Consider the following 19,315-nt stretch of genomic DNA (forward strand, 5'->3'; position numbering starts at 1 on the left):
GGGATCGTTTCACCCGTACGGATTAAAAGGACTCCAGGGGGCAGAAGAGGTCGTTCCGCGACGCCTACGGTCGCACGGGTGATGAGCAGCAGTCCGGAAACCTCGACCCGCACGACCGGCGCACACCGGGCGCACAGGGAGGCGCGCGACCGCGCTGCGGCGCGCGCGGCGGCGCAGCGCCCCCCCGCGCGCTACGAGCCCTACCTCGACGGCCTGTTCACCTACTGTCTGTCCGTCCTGTGCGACCACGACACCGCCACGGCGGCCCTCGGCGACGTCCTGACGTTCGCCGAGCGGCGCGGACAACGCGTCCCGGGCGCCGCCGGCGACCGCAGGGCCTGGCTCTACGCACTGGCCCGCTGGGCCTGCCTGCGCAAGCTCGCCGAGGCCAAGCAGAAACGTCAGGGCACGCACGCGCCGGGCCGGCACGGCGCCCACCGGCAGAGCGGCACCGAGCCCGTGCCCGTGCCCGACGACCTCCAGGAGCGACGGCGGCGCGAACTCGCCCTGCTCGCCTGGCCTGAGGCCGCGGGCACCAGCCCGGAACAGCGCGAGGCGCTCGAGCTCGCCGTACGGCACCACCTCGCCGTCCACGAGGTGGCGGCCGTTCTCGGCATGGAGGTCGCCGCGGCCCGCGAACTGCTCGCCTCCGCCGCCTGCGAGGTCGAACGCACCCGGGCGGCCCTGGCCGTCGTCGAGACCGGCGGCTGCCCCGGCGTGGCCCGCCTCACCGGCGACCACCAGCTCGTGCTCAGTGCCGCGCTGCGCCGCGAACTCGTCCGGCACGTCGACGACTGCCCGCGCTGCCGCCGCGCGGCGGAGTGCGCGGTCCCCGGCCGCTGGCCGGGCGCCGGCGTCACACCCGCCGAACTGCCGGTTCTGGAAGCCCCCCGCGCGGCCCTGCACACCGTCCTGGCGCACCTGCCACGCGCGCGGGGTGCCGCCGCGCCGCGCTTCGACCGGCGAGGCTTCCCGATGGACCCCAAGGACCGCGCCGCCCGGCGGGACCGCCTCCGCGCGCGTGCCGTCACCACGACGGTCGTCGCCACCGTCGTCGCCGCGCCCGTGCTCGCCCTGTGGGCGGCCTACCGGGGCACACCGACCGCCGACTCCGACGGCCGCTCGCCCACCGCCAGCGAGGCCAAGGGCCACGACGGCCTCGACGGAGACGGGCCGGGCGGCTACCAGAACGCCGGCAACGCCAGCACCCGGCCCGGCTCCCGCCTCCCGGAGGGCGGCGGGCCCGACGTCTCCGTGGAGGTCGTCAGCGTCCCCGGACTCGGCGACAGGGGCGCGGGACACCTGTCCGTCACGGCCGGGAACAGCGGCGCCACCACCCTGATCACCCTGACCGCGGCACGGGACGCGGACGGGCCGGTCCGCTGGTCGGCGACCACCGGCGCCTCCTGGCTCTACCTGAGCCGCACCACGGGCACCCTCCGGCCCGGCGAATCGATCACGGTCAAGGTGTACGTCGACCACCTGCGCGAGCCCACCGGGCCCTGGCACGCGCGCGTGGCGATCTCGCCGGCCGGTGCCGTCGTCTCCATCGAGGGCCACGGCGCCGCACCCGCCCCCTCGGACCCCGGCCCCGCACCGAGCGGGCCACCCCCCTCGTCCGACCCGGAGCCGACCCCGACGGCCCCGCCCACCACCGGTCCCACGCCGAGCGACCCGCCGACCTCCGCCGATCCCGAGCCCACGCCCACCGACCCGTCCCCGTCCGATCCGGGCGGCTCGACCCCGCCGCCGGACGGCAACGGCAACGGCGACCCGAGCCCGCCGACGCCGTAGGCCGGGACGGGCGGGGACGGGCCGCGACGCGGGGGCGCGGCCGCGCGGTCGGCGAAGCGGGTCGGCCCGGCTCCGGAGAGCCGGGCCGACGGCCTCAGACGGTCTGATCCACGGGACTCACGGGATCCCCTGGCCCCGCCGGACCGACGGAATCCACGGCGGCCGGCCCCTCCACCGCCGCATGCGGTGCCGGCACGGGGTCCGCCGGGTGCGGGGCCAGCAACGGCAGCTGTGAGGCGAGCCGCTCCTCGCACAGCTCGACCAGACGGTCGTAGCCGGCCCTGCCCATCAGCTCGATCAGTTCCGGCCGGTACGAGACGTACACCGGGTCGCCCGCGCCGTGCGCCGAGGTGGCCGACGTGCACCACCAGTGCAGGTCGTGTCCGCCCGGACCCCAGCCGCGCCGGTCGTACTCACCGATCGACACCTGGAGCACGCGCGTGTCGTCGGGCCGGTCGATCCAGTCGTACGTCCGCCGCACCGGCAGTTGCCAGCAGACGTCCGGCTTGGTCTCCAGCGGCTCGCGGCCCTCCTTGAGGGCGAGGATGTGCAGCGAGCAGCCGGCGCCGCCCGCGAAGCCCGGGCGGTTCTGGAAGATGCACGAGCCGTTGAACGGGCGGGTCTGCCGGGAACCCTCGTCGTCCTCCGAGACCCAGCCGCCGCGCACGCCCTCGTCGTGGTGCTGCCAGACGTCGGGGGTGAGCCGCGCCACGTGCTCCGCCACGCGTTTCTCGTCGTCCTCGTCGGAGAAGTGCGCGCCCAGCGTGCAGCAGCCGTCGTCCGCGCGGCCCGCCTGGATGCCCTGGCAGCCGCTGCCGAAGATGCAGTTCCAGCGCGAGGTCAGCCACGTCAGATCGCAGCGGAAGACCTGATCGGCGTCCGCCGGATCGGGGAACTCGACCCACGCGCGCGCGAAGTCGAGACCCTTCTCGTCGGCCTTGAGGGCCTTGCGCGACTTCTTCGGTGACTTCACCCGCGAGGACCCCGGGGAACCGGTGGCGGATTCGGCGGCCTTGTCGGCCTTTTCGTCCTTCGCCTTTTTCGTCTTTGGCACCCGACCAGGGTAAGTCGCCCGTGCACGGCAACGGGACTGTCTCAGGATGCGCACCAGGGGTCGGGGCCAGGACGGCTGGCAGTAGCGTGCCCTCCATGAGACTCGGTGTCCTCGACGTGGGATCGAACACGGTGCACCTGCTGGTGGTGGATGCGCATCCAGGCGCGTGCCCGCTGCCCGCCCACTCGCACAAGGCCGAACTGCGCCTTGCCGAACTTCTCGACGGGTCCGGCGCGATCGGACGTGAGGGCGTCGACAAGCTGATCACCGTCGTCCAGGAGGCGCTCCAGGCCGCCGAGGACAAGGGCGTCGAGGACGTGCTGCCGTTCGCGACCTCCGCCGTGCGCGAGGCCAGCAACGCCGACGAGGTCCTCACGCGCGTGCAGGCCGAGACCGGTGTCCGGCTGCAGGTCCTCACCGGCGAGGAGGAGGCCCGGCTCACCTTCCTCGCGGCCCGCCGCTGGTTCGGCTGGTCGGCCGGCAAGCTGCTGGTCCTGGACATCGGCGGCGGCTCCCTGGAGATCGCCTACGGCATCGACGAGGAGCCCGACGCGGCCGTCTCCCTCCCGCTCGGCGCGGGCCGGCTCACCGCGGGCTGGCTGCCCGGGGACCCGCCGGAACCCGAGCGGATACGGGCGCTGCGGCGGCATGTGCGGGCCGAGATCGCCCGGACCGTCGGGGAATTCAGCCGCATCGGCTCCCCCGACCACGTCGTCGCCACCTCCAAGACCTTCAAGCAGCTCGCTCGCCTCGCCGGCGCCGCCCCCTTCGCCGACGGCCCCTACGTCCAGCGCGAGCTGAAGCGGGAGTCCCTGGAGGCCTGGGTGCCACGCCTGGCCGGCATGACCACCGCCCAGCGCGCCGAGCTGCCGGGCGTCTCCGAGGGCCGCGCGAGCCAGCTGCTGGCGGGCGCGCTGGTCGCCGAGGGGGCGATGGACCTGTTCGGGGTGGAGGCTCTGGAGATCTGCCCGTGGGCGCTCCGGGAGGGCGTGATCCTCCGGAAGCTCGACCACATGCCTTCGCCGTAGCGCACAGCGGAGCCTGGGCGGGACGGCGTGCCGGGACCGCACACGCGCGTGGAGCGCGATGCCACCCGACCCGATGGGCACACGCGCGTGGAGCACGATGCGATCGGCCCGGTGGACGTGCGGCCGCCGTGACCGGCCGACTCCGGCCACCCCACCCGTGGCATGCGCCACAACGGGGCACGGACACCCGGCAGTCCGGTCGCCGCACCCCGTAACCTGTCCCCCATGGCAGAGCCAGTCGCGCGCATTCCGGATGCGAAGGTCGCCCTGTCGACTGCCTCGGTCTACCCGGAGTCGACGGCGACGGCCTTCGAGATCGCGGCACGTCTCGGCTACGACGGGGTCGAGGTCATGGTGTGGAACGACCCCGTCAGCCAGGACATCGACGCCCTCCGCAGACTCAGCGACTACCACCGCGTCCCGATCCTCGCCGTGCACGCCCCGTGCCTGCTCATCACGCAGCGCGTGTGGTCGACCGACCCGTGGGTCAAGCTCCAGCGGGCGCGCGCGGCGGCCGAGAAGCTGGGTGCGAGCACCGTCGTCGTACACCCGCCCTTCCGCTGGCAGCGCCAGTACGCGCGCGACTTCGTCCGGGGGGTCTGGCGGATGGCGGACGAGACGGACGTACGGTTCGCCGTCGAGAACATGTACCCCTGGCGCTACCGCGACCGCGAGATGCTCGCGTACGCGCCCGACTGGGACGTGACGAAGGACGACTACCGGCACTTCACGATCGATCTCAGCCACGCCTCGACCGCCCGTGCGGACGCGATCCACATGCTCGACCGCATGGGCGACCGGCTGGGCCACGTGCACCTGGCCGACGGCAACGGCTCCGCCAAGGACGAGCACCTCGTGCCCGGCCGCGGCGCGCAGCCCTGCGCCGAGCTGCTGGAGCGGCTCGCGCTGAGCGGCTTCGACGGGCACGTCGTCATCGAGGTCAACACCCGGCGCGCGATGTCCAGCGCCGAACGTGAGGCCGATCTCGCGGAGGCCCTGGCCTTCACGCGCCTGCACCTGGCTTCGGCGGCGAAGGTGCCCCGCCGGTGACCGACACCGCCGCGCGCCGCCGCGGCCGCCCCCCGCGCGCGGAGTCCGCCGACACCCGCGACCGCATCCTCGCCGCGGCCCGCGAGGAGTTCTCGGAGCGGGGCTACGAGAAGTCGACGGTGCGGGGCATCGCCAAGGCCGCCGGGGTCGACGCGGCGCTGGTGCACCACTACTTCGGCACCAAGGAGCAGGTCTTCGCGGCGGCCGTCGAGGTGGCCGTCGCGCCCGTGCTGGACGGGCCGGACGCGGTGGCCGACGCACCGTTGGACCAGGTCGGGGAACGGCTGACCCGCTTCATGTTCGGCGTCTGGGAGAACCCCACGACGCGCATGCCGCTGCTGGCTGTCGTCCGCTCGGCGGTCACCAACGAGACCGCGGCGGCCGTCTTCCGCCGCCTCGTCGCCGCGCAGCTGCTGAGCCGTATCGCCGCCCGGCTCGACGTGCCGGACGCCGAACTGCGCGCCCAGCTGGCGGCCGCGCAGCTGGTCGGCACGGCGATGCTGCGGTACGTGATCAAGGTGGAACCGCTGGCGTCGGCGGACGTGGAGCAGATCATCGCGCGCCTGGCGCCGGTGGTGCAGGGGCACCTCACCGGGCCCTGAACGCGGCGCGGCGCAGGGGGCGGCGCAACGGCCGGAGCGGGGTGCGGCGCGAGATGCGCATCCCGCATTCCGGACACCCCGTCCCGAACCCTGGATGACCGGCGTACGCTCGAGGACAGCCCTACCTGTCTGAAGGAGCGAGCGACGATGCCCGAGCTGAGGTCCCGCACAGTCACCCACGGCCGCAACATGGCGGGCGCCCGCGCCCTGATGCGCGCCTCCGGTGTACCCGGTGCGGACATCGGCCGGAAGCCGATCATCGCGGTGGCCAACAGCTTCACCGAGTTCGTGCCCGGCCACACGCATCTCCAGCCGGTCGGCCGGATCGTCAGCGAGGCGATCACCGAGGCCGGCGGTATCCCGCGCGAGTTCAACACGATCGCCGTCGACGACGGCATCGCGATGGGCCACGGCGGCATGCTGTACAGCCTGCCCTCCCGCGACCTGATCGCGGACAGCGTGGAGTACATGGTCGAGGCGCACTGCGCCGACGCCCTGGTCTGCATCTCCAACTGCGACAAGATCACGCCGGGCATGCTCATGGCGGCCCTGCGCCTGAACATCCCGACGGTCTTCGTCTCCGGCGGCCCGATGGAGTCCGGCCGGGCCACCCTCGTCGACGGCACGGTCCGCACGCTCGACCTGGTCGACGCGATCTCCGACGCCGTGAACGACAAGATCTCCGACGAGGACATCCTCCGTATCGAGGAGAACGCCTGTCCGACCTGCGGCAGCTGTTCGGGCATGTTCACCGCCAACTCGATGAACTGCCTGACCGAGGCCATCGGCCTCTCCCTGCCCGGCAACGGCTCGGTCCTGGCCACCCACACCGCACGCAAGCGGCTCTACGTGGACGCCGCCCGCACGGTCATGGACATCACGCGCCGTTACTACGAGCAGGACGACGAGACGGTCCTGCCGCGCAACATCGCCACCGTCGCCGCGTTCGAGAACGCGATGGCGCTGGACATCGCGATGGGCGGCTCGACCAACACGATCCTGCACCTGCTGGCGGCGGCCCAGGAGGCCGGCGTCCCGTTCGGCCTGAACGAGATCGACGAGGTCTCCCGCCGGGTCCCCTGCCTGGCCAAGGTGGCGCCGAACGTCGCCAAGGACCGCACGTACTACATGGAGGACGTGCACCGTGCCGGCGGCATCCCCGCCCTCCTCGGCGAGCTGCACCGCGCCGGCCTGCTGAACGAGGACGTGCACACGGTCCACAGCCCGTCCCTGGCGGACTGGATGAAGACCTGGGACGTCCGCGGCGGCTCGCCGAGCGCCGAGGCGGTGGAACTGTGGCACGCGGCCCCCGGCTGCGTCCGCTCCGCCGAGGCCTTCTCCCAGTCCGAGCGCTGGGAGACCCTCGACGACGACGCGGAGAACGGCTGCATCCGCTCCGCCGAACACGCCTACTCCAAGGACGGCGGCCTGGCGGTCCTCAAGGGCAACCTCGCCGTCGACGGCTGCGTGGTGAAGACGGCCGGCGTCGACGAGTCGATCTGGACCTTCGAGGGCCCCGCGGTCGTCTGCGAGTCGCAGGAGGAGGCCGTCGAGAAGATCCTCAACAAGCGGATCACCCACGGCGACGTCGTCGTCATCCGCTACGAGGGCCCCAAGGGCGGCCCCGGCATGCAGGAGATGCTCTACCCGACGTCCTTCCTCAAGGGCCGCGGCCTCGGCAAGACCTGCGCCCTGATCACCGACGGCCGCTTCTCCGGCGGCACCTCGGGCCTGTCCATCGGCCACGCCTCCCCGGAGGCGGCCTCCGGCGGCACCATCGCCCTCGTCGAGGACGGCGACCGCATCCGCATCGACATCCCGAACCGCACGATCGAGTTGCTCGTCGACGAGACGGAACTCGCCCGCCGCGAGGAGGCGTTGAACGGGGTGTACGCCCCCGCGAACCGCGAGCGCAAGGTCTCCGCCGCCCTGCGCGCCTACGCCGCGATGGCGACGAGCGCCGACAAGGGCGCGGTGCGGGACGTGTCGAAACTGGGCTGACGCCCGACCGAACGCCGAAGGGCCGCCTCCGTCGACCGGGGGCGGCCCTTCCGCACGAGGCGAGGTCCGCGAAGCTCACGGAGTCCGCGAAGCCCAGGAAACGCACGGCGCGCACGGCGCGCACGACGCTCAGAAAGCACACGCACTCGCCTCACGAGCCTCACCAGCCCGCCGGATCACGCCCGTCCACCGCGAACACCGTCCCGTCGGGAGCCCCGGCGTACACCCGCCCCTCGGCCGCCTCGGGCGCGGGCAGCGCACTGACCACCTCGTCCGACTGCGCGCCGAGCCGCAGCTCCGTCTGGCCGACGAGCTCGCCCGCCTCCGCATCGACGGCGAGGAGACGCCCGTCGGGAGCGCTGAAGAACACGTGCGTGCCGTCGACGGTCGGCACCGACCCCCTGCTCACGGCCGTCTGGAGGGACCACAGCCGCTTCTCCTCGCGGGTGTCGACGGCCACGAGGGCACCGTCGTACGTCATGAGGTAGACGCGGTCACCGTCGACGGCCGCGGTCGGCTGCTGGAGCGCGACGGACAGCGCCACCCGTCGCGACACCCCGGTCGCGGGGGAGAAACGGATCACGGCGTCCGCCATGCCGTAACCGCCGCCGCCGTCCTCGGCCAGCAGGACGACGCTGCCGTCCGCGGCGCCCACCGGCGTCACCGCCTCGTCGAACCGCTCGTCCCAGCGCACCTCTCCGGTGGCGGGGTCCACCGCGGTGACCCGGCTCCGGCCCTCGCCGGAGGTGCTGGTCGCGTAGACCAGCGCGTCCCCGGGGAACGACACGAAGTACGGATCGCCCGCCCCCGGGATCCGCCGGCTCCATCCGGTACGCCCGGACGCCGCGTCCACCCCGGTCACCGTGCCGTCGGCCGCCGTCAGCAACAGGGTCCCGCCCGCGTACCGGACCCCCCGGTACGTCGACACGTCCCGCTCCCAGCGCACCCGCCCCGACGCCGGGTCGAGGGCCTCGACGCGCTTGCCGGAGTGCGTGAGCACGTGCGCCAGCCCGCCCGCGACGACCGGTGCCCCGCGGGGTTCGTCCCCGGCGGACAGGGCGTGCCGCCACAGCACGCGCCCGTCGGACGCGTCGAGGGCGGACACCCACCCCGCCTGGGCACAGAGCAGCCGTCGGGCGCCGTACGCGCACTGCGGCAGCCCGCCGTCCTCCGCCGGGCGCGCCGCCCACGGTGCGTGGACGTCCGCGGCGGACCGCGAGCCGTCCGTGCCCCGGGGCGCCGCCCCGGCCGTGTCCTCGCCGAACACCTGGAGGGAGGCGAACCCGCCGCCCGCGACGAGCGCCAACGAGCCGAGGACGAGCGCGACCCGCCGCCGGCCCCACCGCCGCACGCCCACCCGGGCCGCGCCGCCGGCCCGGCCCGCCGAGGAACCCGGAGAGCTCCCCGCCCCCGGGGAACCCGGCGACCCGGCCGGCTCCGGCCGCTCGGACCCCCGCACGTCGTCGTCGGGCGAGCGCTGTGCCGGTATGAACGCCTGCGTGTCGTACGAGGCCGCCACCGACCGCAGTTCCCGCATCAGCTCGTCGGGCGTCGGCCGCTCCTCGGGCTCCTTCGCGAGGCAGCGCAGCACCATCGGGGCCAGGCTCTCCGGCACACCGGTCAGATCCGGCTCGTCGTGCACGACCTGATAGGCGACGACGTAGGGGCTGTCCGAGTCGAACGGCCCCCGCCCGGTCGCCGCGTGCACCAATACGGATCCCAGCGCGAACACGTCCGCGGCGGGCCCGACCTCCCGCGGCCGCCGGAACTGCTCCGGCGCCATGAACGGCGGCGTTCCGATCAACTTGCCGGTCTCGGTGCGCAGTTCGCTGTCCTTCGGCCGCGAGATGCCGAAGTCGATGACCTTCGGACCGTCCTCGGCGAGCAGGACGTTGCTGGGCTTCAGATCCCGGTGCACCACCCCGACCCGGTGGATGTCCCGCAGCGCCTCCGCGAGCCCGGCCATCAGCCGCCGCAACTCGCCCGCACCCATGGGCCCGTTCCGCTTCACATGCTGCGACAGGGTCGGGCCGGGAATGAACAGCGTGGCCATCCAGGGCCGTTCGGCCTCCGGGTCGGCATCGACGACGGGTGCGGTGAAGGCGCCGCTCACCCGCCGCGCGGCCGCCACCTCCTGCCGGAACCGCCCCCTGAACTCGGGATCCCGTGCGAATTCGGCGTGTACGACCTTCACCGCGACCTTCATCCCCGAGGTGCTGCGGGCCAGGTGGACCACGCCCATGCCGCCCGAGCCCAGACAGGACTCCAGGTGGTAGTGACCGGCGTACTCCGGAAGTTCCGCTTCCGCGTCCGCTCCGGTGCCGTGCTGTGGCGCCATGGACCACCCCCGTGCTGTTCGTCCGCGCGCGCGACGCACGGAGCCTAGTCGATGACGCTCACGCGACCGAGGCGGCCTGCCGGCCTCCCCGTGCGAATCGTGTACATGTGTTTCATGTCGTGATTCCGGGGAATCAACGGGGCCCCATGGCAGTCATGGGGTCCGACGGGGGAGGTTTTTTTCATGTCTGTCGACCGCGTGGAAGAAGTGAAAGAGGGCCGGGAGGCCGGGGCGGCCGGGGGCGGCGTCGAGGCGCAGGCCGTGACGGCTGCGCTGACGTACTACCCGGTGGCGCCCGGCGTCCGCCTCAACGTGCGCAGCGGACCGGCCACCAGCTACCCGATCGTCAAGGTGCTGCCCGAGGGCACGAAGGTCCCGATCTTCTGCCAGACGCCCGGCACCTCGGTCAGCGGCCCGTACGGCACGACGAACATCTGGGACAACATCGCCGACGGCCAGTTCGTCTCGGACGCGTACGTGAGGACGGGCAGCGACGGCTACATAGCCCCCCGCTGCGCCTGACCCGACCGCGCGCGTCCCGCGCCCCACCGCGCACCCTGCCGGGGAGCCCGCCCGGCCCGGAGCCATAATCGTCCCGTGAGCGACGAGAACGGCACGCCGGACACCGAAGCGGGTTCCCCGGAGAGCGAGGCGGGCCCCTCCGGCCGGCCGGCCCACCCGGCCGGCGCCCCGGCCGGGGGCACCCCCTCCGGGCCCCGCCCGGAGCCCCTCCGCTTCTTCGGCACCACCTGGGTGGACCACGACCACGGCTACCCGTTCCGCCGCGTCGGCGTGGCCGTCGGCTCGCTGGCCGCCGCGGTGGCCTCCTGCCTCGTCCTGCGCCTGGCCTACGAGGGCGTCGCGCTCGCCGGCACCGGCCGCTTCGTGACCGTGCTGGTCACCGTCATGTTCGCGATCTCCAGCGCCCTGGCCTTCCGGAACACCTGGGAGGGCTTCACCGGACGCCCCGACCCCGGCCGTCAGGCCTCCCTGCGCGGACTGCTGGCCATCGGCTTCGTCGGCTCCCTCCTCGCCTACTTCTTCCGCTCGCTCACGGAGGCCCCCGGCGAGAAGCTGCACCGCGAGGAGTACGAGGCGGCACGCGCCGAGCACGAACGCCGCACCGCCCGCCGCACCCGCAACCCGTCGAAGAAGCGCCGCCGCTCCTGAGGATGCCGCCCGCCGCCCGGACGACCCCGCGGATCGTGAAGCGGCCGGGCCACCGCGGTTCCACAGCGGCACCGGCCGGCCGCCCCCACGACGGCCCTCCGGCGCACCCCGGCCCTCTGGCACCCCTCCACCCCCTCCCGCCACCATGGCCCTCATGACTCCCGCCTCCAGCACGCCCAGGGCCCTCTCCTTCGATGCCGCCGCGGCCCAGTACGCCGCCAACCGCCCCTCCTACCCGGCGGCCCTCTTCGACGCGATCGAGGAGGCGGCGGGCCGCCCGCTGTCCGGCGCGCGGGTCGCCGATGTCGGCGCCGGTACCGGGATCGGGACCGCCCTCCTGCACGCCCGCGGCGCCCGGGTCGTGGCCGTCGAACCGGGGGACGGCATGGCGGAGCAGTTCCGCCGGGACCTCCCCGACGTGCCGATCGTCCGCGGCGACGGCAACCACCTCCCCCTCGCCACCGCCTCCCTCGACCTCCTCACCTACGCCCAGTCCTGGCACTGGACCGACCCGGACCGCGCGATCCCGGAGGCCCTGCGCGTCCTGCGCCCCGGCGGCGCCCTCGCCCTCTGGTGGAACGCCGCCGCGCTCGACGTGCCGTGGATCGACGCGCAGACGGCCCGCGTCGAGCGCCACTTCGGTCTCGACCGGGCCGTGGGCGGCAACGGCGACGGCACACACGACGCCCTCGCCTCCTCCGCGGGCCGCCTCGACTTCGCGCGCCGCCGCGTCCGCTGGAGCCGTCGCGTCCCCGTCGACACGCACCTGGCGAACATCAGCAGCCACTCGCTGTTCCTGGTGCACGGCCGGGGGAGCACCGACGCCTTCCTCGACGGGGAGCGCCGACACATCCTGGCCGTCTTCCCCGACGGCCTGGTCGAGGAGACCTACGACGTCGGACTGCTGCTCGCGATCCGCCCCTGACCCCGCGACATCCGCCTCTCGCGGGCGGCGGCCCACCCCTCCAGGGCCGCCGCGCACGTGTGATCCACGTGCCGCAGCCCGGCCGGCTCCAGCCGTACCTCCCGGTCCCGGTGCAGGACGTCCAGCGCGTGCAGGGCGTCCAGCAGCTTCGGCAGCCGCAGGAACGTCGCATGCCCCAGCAGCCGTACGACGATCCCGGCGTCACCCCGGTCCTCGGTCTCCACGCGCACCTGGCTGACCTCCCAGGCCGTCTTCGCCACGGCCAGCGCCAGCCCGGCCAGCACCCCCTCGAACAGGTTCCCCACGACCACCACGACCGCCGTCACGCCCAGCACCGCCACCTCGCCGCGATGCCCACGCCACCACGCCCGCACCTCCCGGACGGGAACGAGGCCGCAACCGACGTGCAGGAGCAGGGCGGCCACCGCCGCGGCCGGCACCACCCCCGCCACCCCGAGCGCCGCGAGCACTCCGGCCACGACGGCCGCCACCGCCGGCGGCCCCACGCGACGCGGTGCCCGCGCGAACGACCACTGCGCCGACGCGACCAGCACGAGCGCCACGACGGCCCCGGTCACCCCCACCTCCACGAGCCGTGCGCACTCCGCCACGTCCGGCAGCCCTACGGCACCTCCCGGTCCTCGTACCTCGACGCGCCGCACCTTCAGGTCGAACGCCCAGGTCACGGCTGCCGCCGACACCACGGCGACCAGCGGAGCCGGAACCAGCAGCGCACCCCGCCGCCACCGCCGCCACAGCAACGACAGGACCAGGGTGGCGGCCCCCACCGACAACGCCACCGGATCCACTCGCTCGGGCAGGCCCGTCGGCGCCGGGACCCTCCCGAACCCGCTCACCGGCACCGCCGCGTCCCCGAGGGCGTACGCCTGCCCGGCGACCAGGACGAGCCCGATCCCGGCGAGCATCCCCCGTACGACCGCCACCGGCACGATCCGGAACCACCTTCCCCGCCCCACCAGCGAGGCGGCCAGTGCGCCGCCCAGGCCGGTGACCGGCGCCGACTCGGCGGGGACTCCGCAGATCAGGGCGACGCCCACGCACACGGGCGGCGCGACGAGGAGGACGACGGGGAAAGCCGGCAGTTCGGTTTCACGGACACCATGGCGCATGACGACGGCACCTCCGGTCGGGAACGGGAGATGCGTGGGCGCCGTGCCGGGGGAGGACACGACGAACTGAATCCCATTTTCATGAAATCGGCCGACCGTGCACCGGGAACCGCCGATCGCCACACGAACGGGGAAGCGTGCGAACGGAACCGCCTCGCCTCTCGCGCGCCGCCGTGCGCCCGCACCGCGCAAACGCGCCCCGGGCCGCTTGACGGCTGCCGTCCTGCGGAGAGATTATTCATCACATGATGAATTACAGGGCCCGGACCCCCGAACCCCCGGACGGCACGGGGCCGGGCGACCCCGCCCCGACCGTCCCCGCCGCCGTGCACGCCCGCGCCCTCACCGTCGTCCGAGGCCCCCGCACGGTCCTGCGCACCCTCGACTTCGCGGTCCCGCACGGCCGGATCACCGGCCTCCTCGGCCCTTCGGGATGCGGCAAGTCGACGCTCATGCGCGCGATCGTCGGCACCCAGGCCAAGGTCACCGGCACCCTGGACGTGCTCGGCCACCCGGCCGGCCACCCCGCCCTGCGCACCCTCATCGGCTACGTCACCCAGGCGCCGTCCGTCTACGACGACCTGTCGGTCCGTCAGAACCTCGACTACTTCGCGGCCGTCCTCGACCCCGGCCGCGCGGTGGCCGACCGCCGCCACGACAACGTCACCCGCGCGATCGCCGACGTCGACCTGACCAGCCACACCGACGCCCTCGCCGGCAACCTCTCCGGAGGTCAGCGCAGCCGCGTCTCCCTGGCCGTGGCCCTCCTCGGCGCCCCCGAACTCCTCGTCCTGGACGAACCGACGGTCGGCCTCGACCCGGTCCTCCGCCGCGACCTGTGGAACCTCTTCCACGACATCGCCGCCTCCCGCGGCACCACCCTCCTCGTCTCCTCCCACGTCATGGACGAGGCCGAGCGCTGCCACCGCCTGATCCTCATGCGCGAGGGCGAGATCCTCGCCGACGGCACCCCCGACGAACTGCGCGCCCGCACCGGCTCGGACACGGTCGAGGCGGCCTTCCTGCACCTGGTCGACGAGGCGGCCGAAGCGACCCGCAAGAAGGAGGAGACCCGATGACCACGAACACCGGACCGGCACCCACCGCCCCCGCCACTCCCACGACCCCCCTCAACCTCTCCCGCACCACCGCCACCGCCGCCCGCGTCCTGCGCCAGCTGCGCCACGACCCCCGCTCGATCGCCCTGATGATCATCGTCCCGTGCCTGATGCTGGTCCTGCTCCGCTACGTCTTCGACGGCAGCCCCCGCACCTTCGACAGCATCGGCGGATCCCTCCTCGGGATCTTCCCCCTGATCACGATGTTCCTGGTCACGTCCATCGCCACCCTGCGCGAGCGCACCTCGGGCACCCTCGAACGCCTCCTCGCCCTCCCCCTCGGCAAGGGCGACCTGATCGCCGGATACGCCCTGGCCTTCGGCGCCCTCGCGATCGTCCAGTCCGCCCTCGCCACCGGCCTGGCGCTCTGGTTCCTCGACCTGGACGTGACGGGCAGTCCCTGGCTGCTCCTCCTGGTGGCCCTGCTCGACGCCCTCCTCGGCACCGCCCTCGGCCTCTTCGTCTCGGCCTTCGCCGCCTCCGAGTTCCAGGCGGTCCAGTTCATGCCGGCGGTGATCTTCCCCCAGCTCCTGCTCTGCGGCCTCTTCGCCGCCCGCGACACCATGCACCCCGTCCTGGAGGCCATCTCGAACGTCCTCCCCATGTCCTACGCGGTCGACGGCATGAACGAGGTCCTCACCCATACGGACATGACGGCGAACTTCGTCCGCGACGTCCTCGTCGTGGCGGGCTGCGCCCTGCTGGTCCTCGGCCTGGGAGCGGCGACACTGCGCCGCAGGACGACATGACGGACCCGCGCCGACCCGCCCGGGCCCGCCGGGAGGTCCTCGCGGACGAGTCGCGAAGAACGCCGGCAGGGGGCGGGGACGCGCCCCGGGGGGCGCCGGCAGCGGGGCGGCGCCGCGGCCCGAGGAACGGAGCGGGACGGGCGGGGGAGCGGCGGCGGGGGCGGCCCGCACCGCCCACCCACCGGACAGCTCCCGCCCCTGCACCGGCCCCGGTGCGAGGATGACCCCGGACGACGCAACCCCCCGGAGGACCCCGCCATGTCCCAGAAAGTCGCAGTCCTAGGCACCGGCAAGATCGGCGAAGCCCTTCTCAGCGGCATGCTCCGAGGCGGCTGGCCCCCCGCCGACCTCCTCGTCACCGCCCGCCGCGCGGACCGCGCCGAGGAACTCCGCGCCCGCTACGGCGTCACTCCGGTCACCAACGCCGAAGCCGCCAAGACCGCCGACACCCTCATCCTCACGGTCAAGCCGCAGGACATGGGCGCCCTCCTCGACGAGCTGGCCCCGCACGTCCCCGCCGACCGCCTCGTCATCAGCGGAGCCGCCGGCATCACGACCGCCTCCATCGAGGAGCGCCTCACCGCCGGTGTCCCCGTCGTCCGCGTCATGACGAACACGCCCGCCCTCGTCGACGAGGCCATGTCCGTCATCTCCGCCGGCAGCCACGCCAACGCCGACCACCTCGCCCACGCCGAGGAGATCTTCGGCTCCGTGGGCAAGACGCTCCGGGTCCCCGAGTCGCAGCAGGACGCCTGCACGGCCCTCTCCGGCTCCGGTCCGGCGTACTTCTTCTACCTCGTCGAAGCGATGACGGACGCCGGCATCCTGCTCGGCCTGCCCCGCGACAAGGCCCACGACCTCATCGTCCAGTCCGCGATCGGCGCCGCGACGATGCTCCGCGACAGCGGCGAACACCCGGTCAAGCTCCGCGAGAACGTCACCTCCCCGGCCGGCACCACCATCAGCGCCATCCGCGAACTCGAGAACCACGGCGTACGCGCCGCCCTCATCGCCGCCCTGGAGGCCGCCCGCGACCGCAGCCGCGAACTGGCCGCCGGCACCAAGGGCTGACGGCACGGGGCGCACCGCCCCACCACCCCACCGGGGGCGGTCACTTCGCCGCGTCCACCACCTCCCCGGTGGTGACGACCCGCGCGAAGCCGCCCCCGTGCAGCGACACCGCCGACGCCCGCGCCACCTCGTCCGCGCTCAGCCGCCAGCCGAACGGCCCCTCCAGGTCGAACGTGTAGGTGGCGTCGTGGGCGACCACGACGTCGTACCCCAGATTCCCGCCCATCCGCGCGGTCGTCTCCACGCACATGTTGGTCTGGATCCCGGCCAGCACCACCTGCGCGACGCCCCGCGCCCTCAGCCAGGCGTCCAGATCCGGCGTCCCGTAGAAGGCCGAGTTCACGGTCTTCGTGACGAACAGCTCGGCACCGGCACCCTTGCCCCTCCTCTCCTCCACGTACGTCTTGAAGCCGTTCCCCCCGTACCCCGGCCGCAACGGTGACTCCGGCTTGACCGAGTCGTGCCGCACGAACACGACCGGCCGTCCCGTGGCCTGCCACACGTCGATGAGCGTGGCGACGTTGTCGTCGGCACCGGGATTGTTCCGAGGCCCCCAGAACCCGGCCTCCTCGAAGCCCTTCTGTACGTCCACGACCACCAGTGCTGCGTTCTCGGCGATGTCCATGCCCCCGATCCTGCCGCCGTGACGCCACCCGTCCCAGAGGGCGAAAAGTCGGCGATCGATGGTTTACTGCCATCCATGGAGCAGGACGACGCCCCCAGGGGACGACGCAACGCCTACCGGGTGGCCCTCGTCGCCTTCCTCGGTGTCCGCGCCTTCGACGTCTCCGTCATCACCGAGGTCTGGGGCACCGACCGCACCGACCGCGACGCCCCCGCCTTCGACCTGCGCCGCGTCGCCCCCGAAACCGCCACGCCCGTCCCCATGCGCGGCGGACTCAGCCTCCTGCCCGACCGCACCCTCTCCTGGCTGCCGCGCGCCGACCTGATCCTGGTCCCCGGCCTCGACGACCACGTCACCCCCGCACCACCACCCGTCCTCCAGGCCCTCCGCCGCGCCCACGCCCGCGGCACCACCATCGCCGCCCTCTGCGGCGGAGCCTTCACCCTCGCCCAGGCCGGCCTCCTCGACGGCCGCCGCGCGATCACCCACTGGAACCTGGTCGACCTGCTGCGCGCCCGTCACCCCGAGGTCACCGTCGTCCCCGACGCCCTCTTCATCGAGGACGACAACATCTGGACCGCCGCCGGCACCGCAGCCGGCATCGACCTCTGTCTTCACCTGGTCCGCCGGTCCCACGGTGCGGAAGCGGCCGCCACCATCGCCCGCTCGATGGTCACCGCCCCCTTCCGCACCGGCACCCAGGCCCAGTTCATCGAACACGCCACGCCCCACACCGACCGCGACGCCGACGCCCTCGCCGCCGTCCGCGAACACGCGCTCCGCCACCTCCACGAACCGCTCACTGTCGCCGGCCTGGCGGCTCGCGCCGGCATGTCCCCGCGCACCTTCGCCCGCCACTTCACGGCGGCCACCGGTACCACCCCGCTCCGCTGGCTCCTCGACCAGCGCCTCGCCGCAGCCCAGAAGCTCCTCGAACGCACCGACCTCCCCATGCCCGAGGTCGCCCGCCGCGCGGGCTTCGGCAGCGAGGTCACGATGCGCCAGCACTTCGCATCGCGCCTCGCCACCAGCCCACGCGCCTACCGCGCCGCGTTCAGCGCCGGCTCCGCCACCGCGGGCAGCAGCCCGATCGCCCGGTAGGCGGCGTCCACGACCGGCCGGGCCATCGCCCGCGCCCTCTCCGCGCCCTCCCGCAGCACCCCCTCCACGAACACCGGGTCGGCGCACAACTCCTGGTGCCTGGCCCGCACGGGCCGCAGCACCTCCACCACCGCCTCGGCGGTGTCCTTCTTCAAAGCGCCGTACGACCCGTACGCGTCCGCCAGCGCCTGCGGGTTCCCGCCCGTGCACGCCGCGAGGATCTCCAGCAGGTTCGCGACACCGGGCCGTCCCTCCCGGTCGTACACGACCTCCCGCCCGCTGTCGGTCACGGCCCGCATGACCTTCTTCCGTACGACGTCCGGCTCGTCCAGCAGGTAGACGATGCCGGGACCCGAGTCGTCGCTCTTGCCCATCTTCGACGTCGGTTCCTGGAGGTTCATGACCCGTGCCCCCACCGGCGGATGCGTGGCCCTGGGCACCACGAACGCCTGTCCGTACCGCTGGTTGAACCGCAACGCCAGATCCCGGGTCAGCTCCACGTGCTGGGCCTGGTCGTCCCCGACCGGCACCTCGTCCGTCCCGTACGCCAGGATGTCCGCCGCCATCAGCACCGGATAGGTGAGCAGCGACAGCCGCACGCTCCCGCCCCGCTCACGCTCCCGCGCGGCCTTCTCCTTGTACTGGATCATCCGCCGCATCTCGCCGTCGGTCGCCACGCACTCCAGCACGTACGACAACCGCGCGTGCTCGTCGACATGGCTCTGCACGAAGAGGGTGCACAACCGCGGATCGAGCCCGGCCGCGAGCAGCAGCGTCGCGGCCTGCCGGCTCAGCCGACGCACCCGCGCGGGGTCGTGGTCCACAGTGAGGGCGTGCAGGTCGACCACGCAGAACAGCGCGTCCGCCCGATGCTGATCGACCTCGGCCCACTGCCGCATGGCCCCCAGGTAGTTCCCCAGCGTCAGATGCCCGGTCGGCTTGACCCCGCTGAAGACCCGCTTCATCTCTCCACCTCCTGGTCGAGGCCGCCGCACCCGGCCGGCCGACCCCCAGGAGGGAGAAACAGAAACGGCCGCCGAGGCGGCGGCCGTTGAGTGCACACGTCAGTCCGGCCGCCGTCAGGCGGCCCACCACAGCTGGGTGCTGCACGTATGCGTAGTCATGCGGACCAGCGTACGCCTCCGGGTGCCCCTGGGGCCTGGGTTGACACGCCCCGGGCGGATACGTAGTGTTCTCCGAGTTGTCCGACGTGAGCGCCGACTCCGGTCGGTCCCCGGACAGCCATTCCGCAAGTACCAACCACTCCTCGACGAGCAGTCGATTCGGCTGTCGTCGTGTCATTGGCGTGCGTATTCGCGAAATGAGGAATCCGTGTTCGAAAGGACGCGGCCCCGATTGGCTTCGGGGCCGGGGAATCCGCTAAAGTCTCACTCGTCGGAACGGCCCAAGGGCCGGGAAGGCAACCCCCTCCGACGGGGAATCGGGGCCGAAAGGATCTGATAGAGTCGGAACCGCCGGAAAGGAAGCCGCGAAAGAAAAGCGGGGGCCTGGAAAGCGCCGAGGAAATCGGATCGGGAAACGGTCTGATAGAGTCGGAA

17 protein-coding genes are annotated in these 19,315 nt (G+C 73.4%); 12 read left to right on the forward strand and 5 right to left on the reverse strand.

The window, feature by feature from the left end; genetic code table 11:
• Positions 1-78: 78 nt before the first annotated feature.
• Positions 79-1,794, forward strand: coding sequence for a hypothetical protein (locus tag AB0N31_RS32470; protein WP_366062074.1), 1,716 nt, complete (start codon positions 79-81; stop codon positions 1,792-1,794).
• A 94-nt stretch (positions 1,795-1,888) separates the two neighbouring features.
• On the opposite strand, the gene AB0N31_RS32475 is transcribed toward AB0N31_RS32470, so the two are convergent.
• Entirely contained in the window at positions 1,889-2,767 is an 879-nt protein-coding gene (locus AB0N31_RS32475; protein WP_366062091.1) for a hypothetical protein, read from the reverse strand.
• 176 nt (positions 2,768-2,943) lie between these two features.
• Here AB0N31_RS32475 and AB0N31_RS32480 point away from each other — a divergent pair, with 176 nt between their 5' ends.
• From AB0N31_RS32480 to ilvD, 4 genes are all read left to right on the forward strand, one after another.
• A complete protein-coding gene (locus AB0N31_RS32480; protein WP_366062075.1) occupies positions 2,944-3,876 on the forward strand; it encodes a Ppx/GppA phosphatase family protein in 933 nt (310 codons plus the stop codon).
• Positions 3,877-4,101: 225 nt separating this feature from the next.
• Positions 4,102-4,926 (forward strand): sugar phosphate isomerase/epimerase, encoded by an 825-nt coding sequence (locus AB0N31_RS32485; RefSeq protein ID WP_366062076.1) that lies wholly within the window; start codon positions 4,102-4,104, stop codon positions 4,924-4,926.
• Positions 4,923-5,528 (forward strand): TetR family transcriptional regulator, encoded by a 606-nt coding sequence (locus AB0N31_RS32490; RefSeq protein WP_366062077.1) that lies wholly within the window; start codon positions 4,923-4,925, stop codon positions 5,526-5,528. The genes AB0N31_RS32485 and AB0N31_RS32490 overlap by 4 nt, the downstream gene beginning before the upstream one ends.
• 147 nt (positions 5,529-5,675) lie before the next feature.
• Positions 5,676-7,529: a dihydroxy-acid dehydratase gene (gene ilvD / locus AB0N31_RS32495; RefSeq protein ID WP_366062078.1), complete on the forward strand. Its 1,854-nt coding sequence runs from the start codon at positions 5,676-5,678 to the stop codon at positions 7,527-7,529.
• 160 nt (positions 7,530-7,689) lie between these two features.
• Here ilvD and AB0N31_RS32500 read toward each other — a convergent pair whose 3' ends face one another.
• Positions 7,690-9,867 (reverse strand): PQQ-binding-like beta-propeller repeat protein, encoded by a 2,178-nt coding sequence (locus AB0N31_RS32500; protein WP_366062079.1) that lies wholly within the window; start codon positions 9,865-9,867, stop codon positions 7,690-7,692.
• Positions 9,868-10,050: 183 nt separating this feature from the next.
• Here AB0N31_RS32500 and AB0N31_RS32505 point away from each other — a divergent pair, with 183 nt between their 5' ends.
• The 3 genes from AB0N31_RS32505 (at position 10,051) to AB0N31_RS32515 (ending at position 11,962) form a co-directional block, all read left to right on the forward strand.
• Complete coding sequence (locus tag AB0N31_RS32505) at positions 10,051-10,389, forward strand: SH3 domain-containing protein (protein WP_366062080.1); 339 nt, start codon at positions 10,051-10,053, stop codon at positions 10,387-10,389.
• A gap of 75 nt (positions 10,390-10,464) precedes the next feature.
• Positions 10,465-11,037 (forward strand): EamA/RhaT family transporter, encoded by a 573-nt coding sequence (locus tag AB0N31_RS32510; RefSeq protein WP_366062082.1) that lies wholly within the window; start codon positions 10,465-10,467, stop codon positions 11,035-11,037.
• Positions 11,038-11,191: 154 nt separating this feature from the next.
• Positions 11,192-11,962 carry a class I SAM-dependent methyltransferase gene (locus AB0N31_RS32515; RefSeq protein WP_366062083.1) on the forward strand — a complete coding sequence of 257 codons (771 nt, stop codon included), beginning with the start codon at positions 11,192-11,194 and terminating at the stop codon, positions 11,960-11,962.
• Here AB0N31_RS32515 and AB0N31_RS32520 read toward each other — a convergent pair.
• On the reverse strand, positions 11,926-13,092 hold the full coding sequence (locus tag AB0N31_RS32520; protein ID WP_366062084.1) for a SulP family inorganic anion transporter: 1,167 nt from the start codon (positions 13,090-13,092) through the stop codon (positions 11,926-11,928). The genes AB0N31_RS32515 and AB0N31_RS32520 overlap by 37 nt on opposite strands.
• Positions 13,093-13,337: 245 nt before the next feature.
• On the opposite strand from AB0N31_RS32520, the gene AB0N31_RS32525 reads away from it, so the two are divergent.
• The 3 genes from AB0N31_RS32525 (at position 13,338) to proC (ending at position 16,030) form a co-directional block, all read left to right on the forward strand.
• Positions 13,338-14,171, forward strand: a complete 834-nt coding sequence (locus tag AB0N31_RS32525) for an ABC transporter ATP-binding protein (protein WP_366062085.1) — start codon at positions 13,338-13,340, stop codon at positions 14,169-14,171.
• Positions 14,168-14,959, forward strand: coding sequence for an ABC transporter permease (locus tag AB0N31_RS32530; protein ID WP_366062086.1), 792 nt, complete (start codon positions 14,168-14,170; stop codon positions 14,957-14,959). The genes AB0N31_RS32525 and AB0N31_RS32530 overlap by 4 nt, the downstream gene beginning before the upstream one ends.
• 258 nt (positions 14,960-15,217) lie before the next feature.
• Complete coding sequence (gene proC, locus AB0N31_RS32535) at positions 15,218-16,030, forward strand: pyrroline-5-carboxylate reductase (RefSeq protein ID WP_366062087.1); 813 nt, start codon at positions 15,218-15,220, stop codon at positions 16,028-16,030.
• Positions 16,031-16,070: 40 nt separating this feature from the next.
• On the opposite strand, the gene AB0N31_RS32540 is transcribed toward proC, so the two are convergent.
• A complete protein-coding gene (locus AB0N31_RS32540) occupies positions 16,071-16,655 on the reverse strand; it encodes a cysteine hydrolase family protein (protein WP_366062088.1) in 585 nt (194 codons plus the stop codon).
• Positions 16,656-16,730: 75 nt separating this feature from the next.
• On the opposite strand from AB0N31_RS32540, the gene AB0N31_RS32545 reads away from it, so the two are divergent.
• Complete coding sequence (locus AB0N31_RS32545) at positions 16,731-17,756, forward strand: helix-turn-helix domain-containing protein (RefSeq protein WP_366062089.1); 1,026 nt, start codon at positions 16,731-16,733, stop codon at positions 17,754-17,756.
• On the opposite strand, the gene trpS is transcribed toward AB0N31_RS32545, so the two are convergent.
• Entirely contained in the window at positions 17,696-18,721 is a 1,026-nt protein-coding gene (gene trpS / locus AB0N31_RS32550) for a tryptophan--tRNA ligase (protein WP_366062090.1), read from the reverse strand. The genes AB0N31_RS32545 and trpS overlap by 61 nt on opposite strands.
• Between the last annotated feature and the right edge of the window lie 594 nt (positions 18,722-19,315).

The sequence above is a fragment of the Streptomyces sp. NPDC051051 genome (assembly GCF_040682975.1).
In the GTDB taxonomy this organism is placed as follows: domain Bacteria; phylum Actinomycetota; class Actinomycetes; order Streptomycetales; family Streptomycetaceae; genus Streptomyces.

What these genes read in the sequence shown, in the direction of transcription:
- AB0N31_RS32480 (WP_366062075.1), top strand. Translation starts at nt 2,944, where the DNA reads ATGAGACTCGGTGTCCTCGACGTGGGATCGAACACGGTGCACCTGCTG.
- AB0N31_RS32485 (WP_366062076.1), top strand. Translation starts at nt 4,102, where the DNA reads ATGGCAGAGCCAGTCGCGCGCATTCCGGATGCGAAGGTCGCCCTGTCG.
- ilvD (WP_366062078.1), top strand. Translation starts at nt 5,676, where the DNA reads ATGCCCGAGCTGAGGTCCCGCACAGTCACCCACGGCCGCAACATGGCG.
- AB0N31_RS32500 (WP_366062079.1), bottom strand. Translation starts at nt 9,867, where the DNA reads ATGGCGCCACAGCACGGCACCGGAGCGGACGCGGAAGCGGAACTTCCG.
- AB0N31_RS32505 (WP_366062080.1), top strand. Translation starts at nt 10,051, where the DNA reads ATGTCTGTCGACCGCGTGGAAGAAGTGAAAGAGGGCCGGGAGGCCGGG.
- AB0N31_RS32515 (WP_366062083.1), top strand. Translation starts at nt 11,192, where the DNA reads ATGACTCCCGCCTCCAGCACGCCCAGGGCCCTCTCCTTCGATGCCGCC.
- AB0N31_RS32520 (WP_366062084.1), bottom strand. Translation starts at nt 13,092, where the DNA reads ATGCGCCATGGTGTCCGTGAAACCGAACTGCCGGCTTTCCCCGTCGTC.
- AB0N31_RS32525 (WP_366062085.1), top strand. Translation starts at nt 13,338, where the DNA reads ATGATGAATTACAGGGCCCGGACCCCCGAACCCCCGGACGGCACGGGG.
- AB0N31_RS32530 (WP_366062086.1), top strand. Translation starts at nt 14,168, where the DNA reads ATGACCACGAACACCGGACCGGCACCCACCGCCCCCGCCACTCCCACG.
- proC (WP_366062087.1), top strand. Translation starts at nt 15,218, where the DNA reads ATGTCCCAGAAAGTCGCAGTCCTAGGCACCGGCAAGATCGGCGAAGCC.
- AB0N31_RS32540 (WP_366062088.1), bottom strand. Translation starts at nt 16,655, where the DNA reads ATGGACATCGCCGAGAACGCAGCACTGGTGGTCGTGGACGTACAGAAG.
- AB0N31_RS32545 (WP_366062089.1), top strand. Translation starts at nt 16,731, where the DNA reads ATGGAGCAGGACGACGCCCCCAGGGGACGACGCAACGCCTACCGGGTG.
- trpS (WP_366062090.1), bottom strand. Translation starts at nt 18,721, where the DNA reads ATGAAGCGGGTCTTCAGCGGGGTCAAGCCGACCGGGCATCTGACGCTG.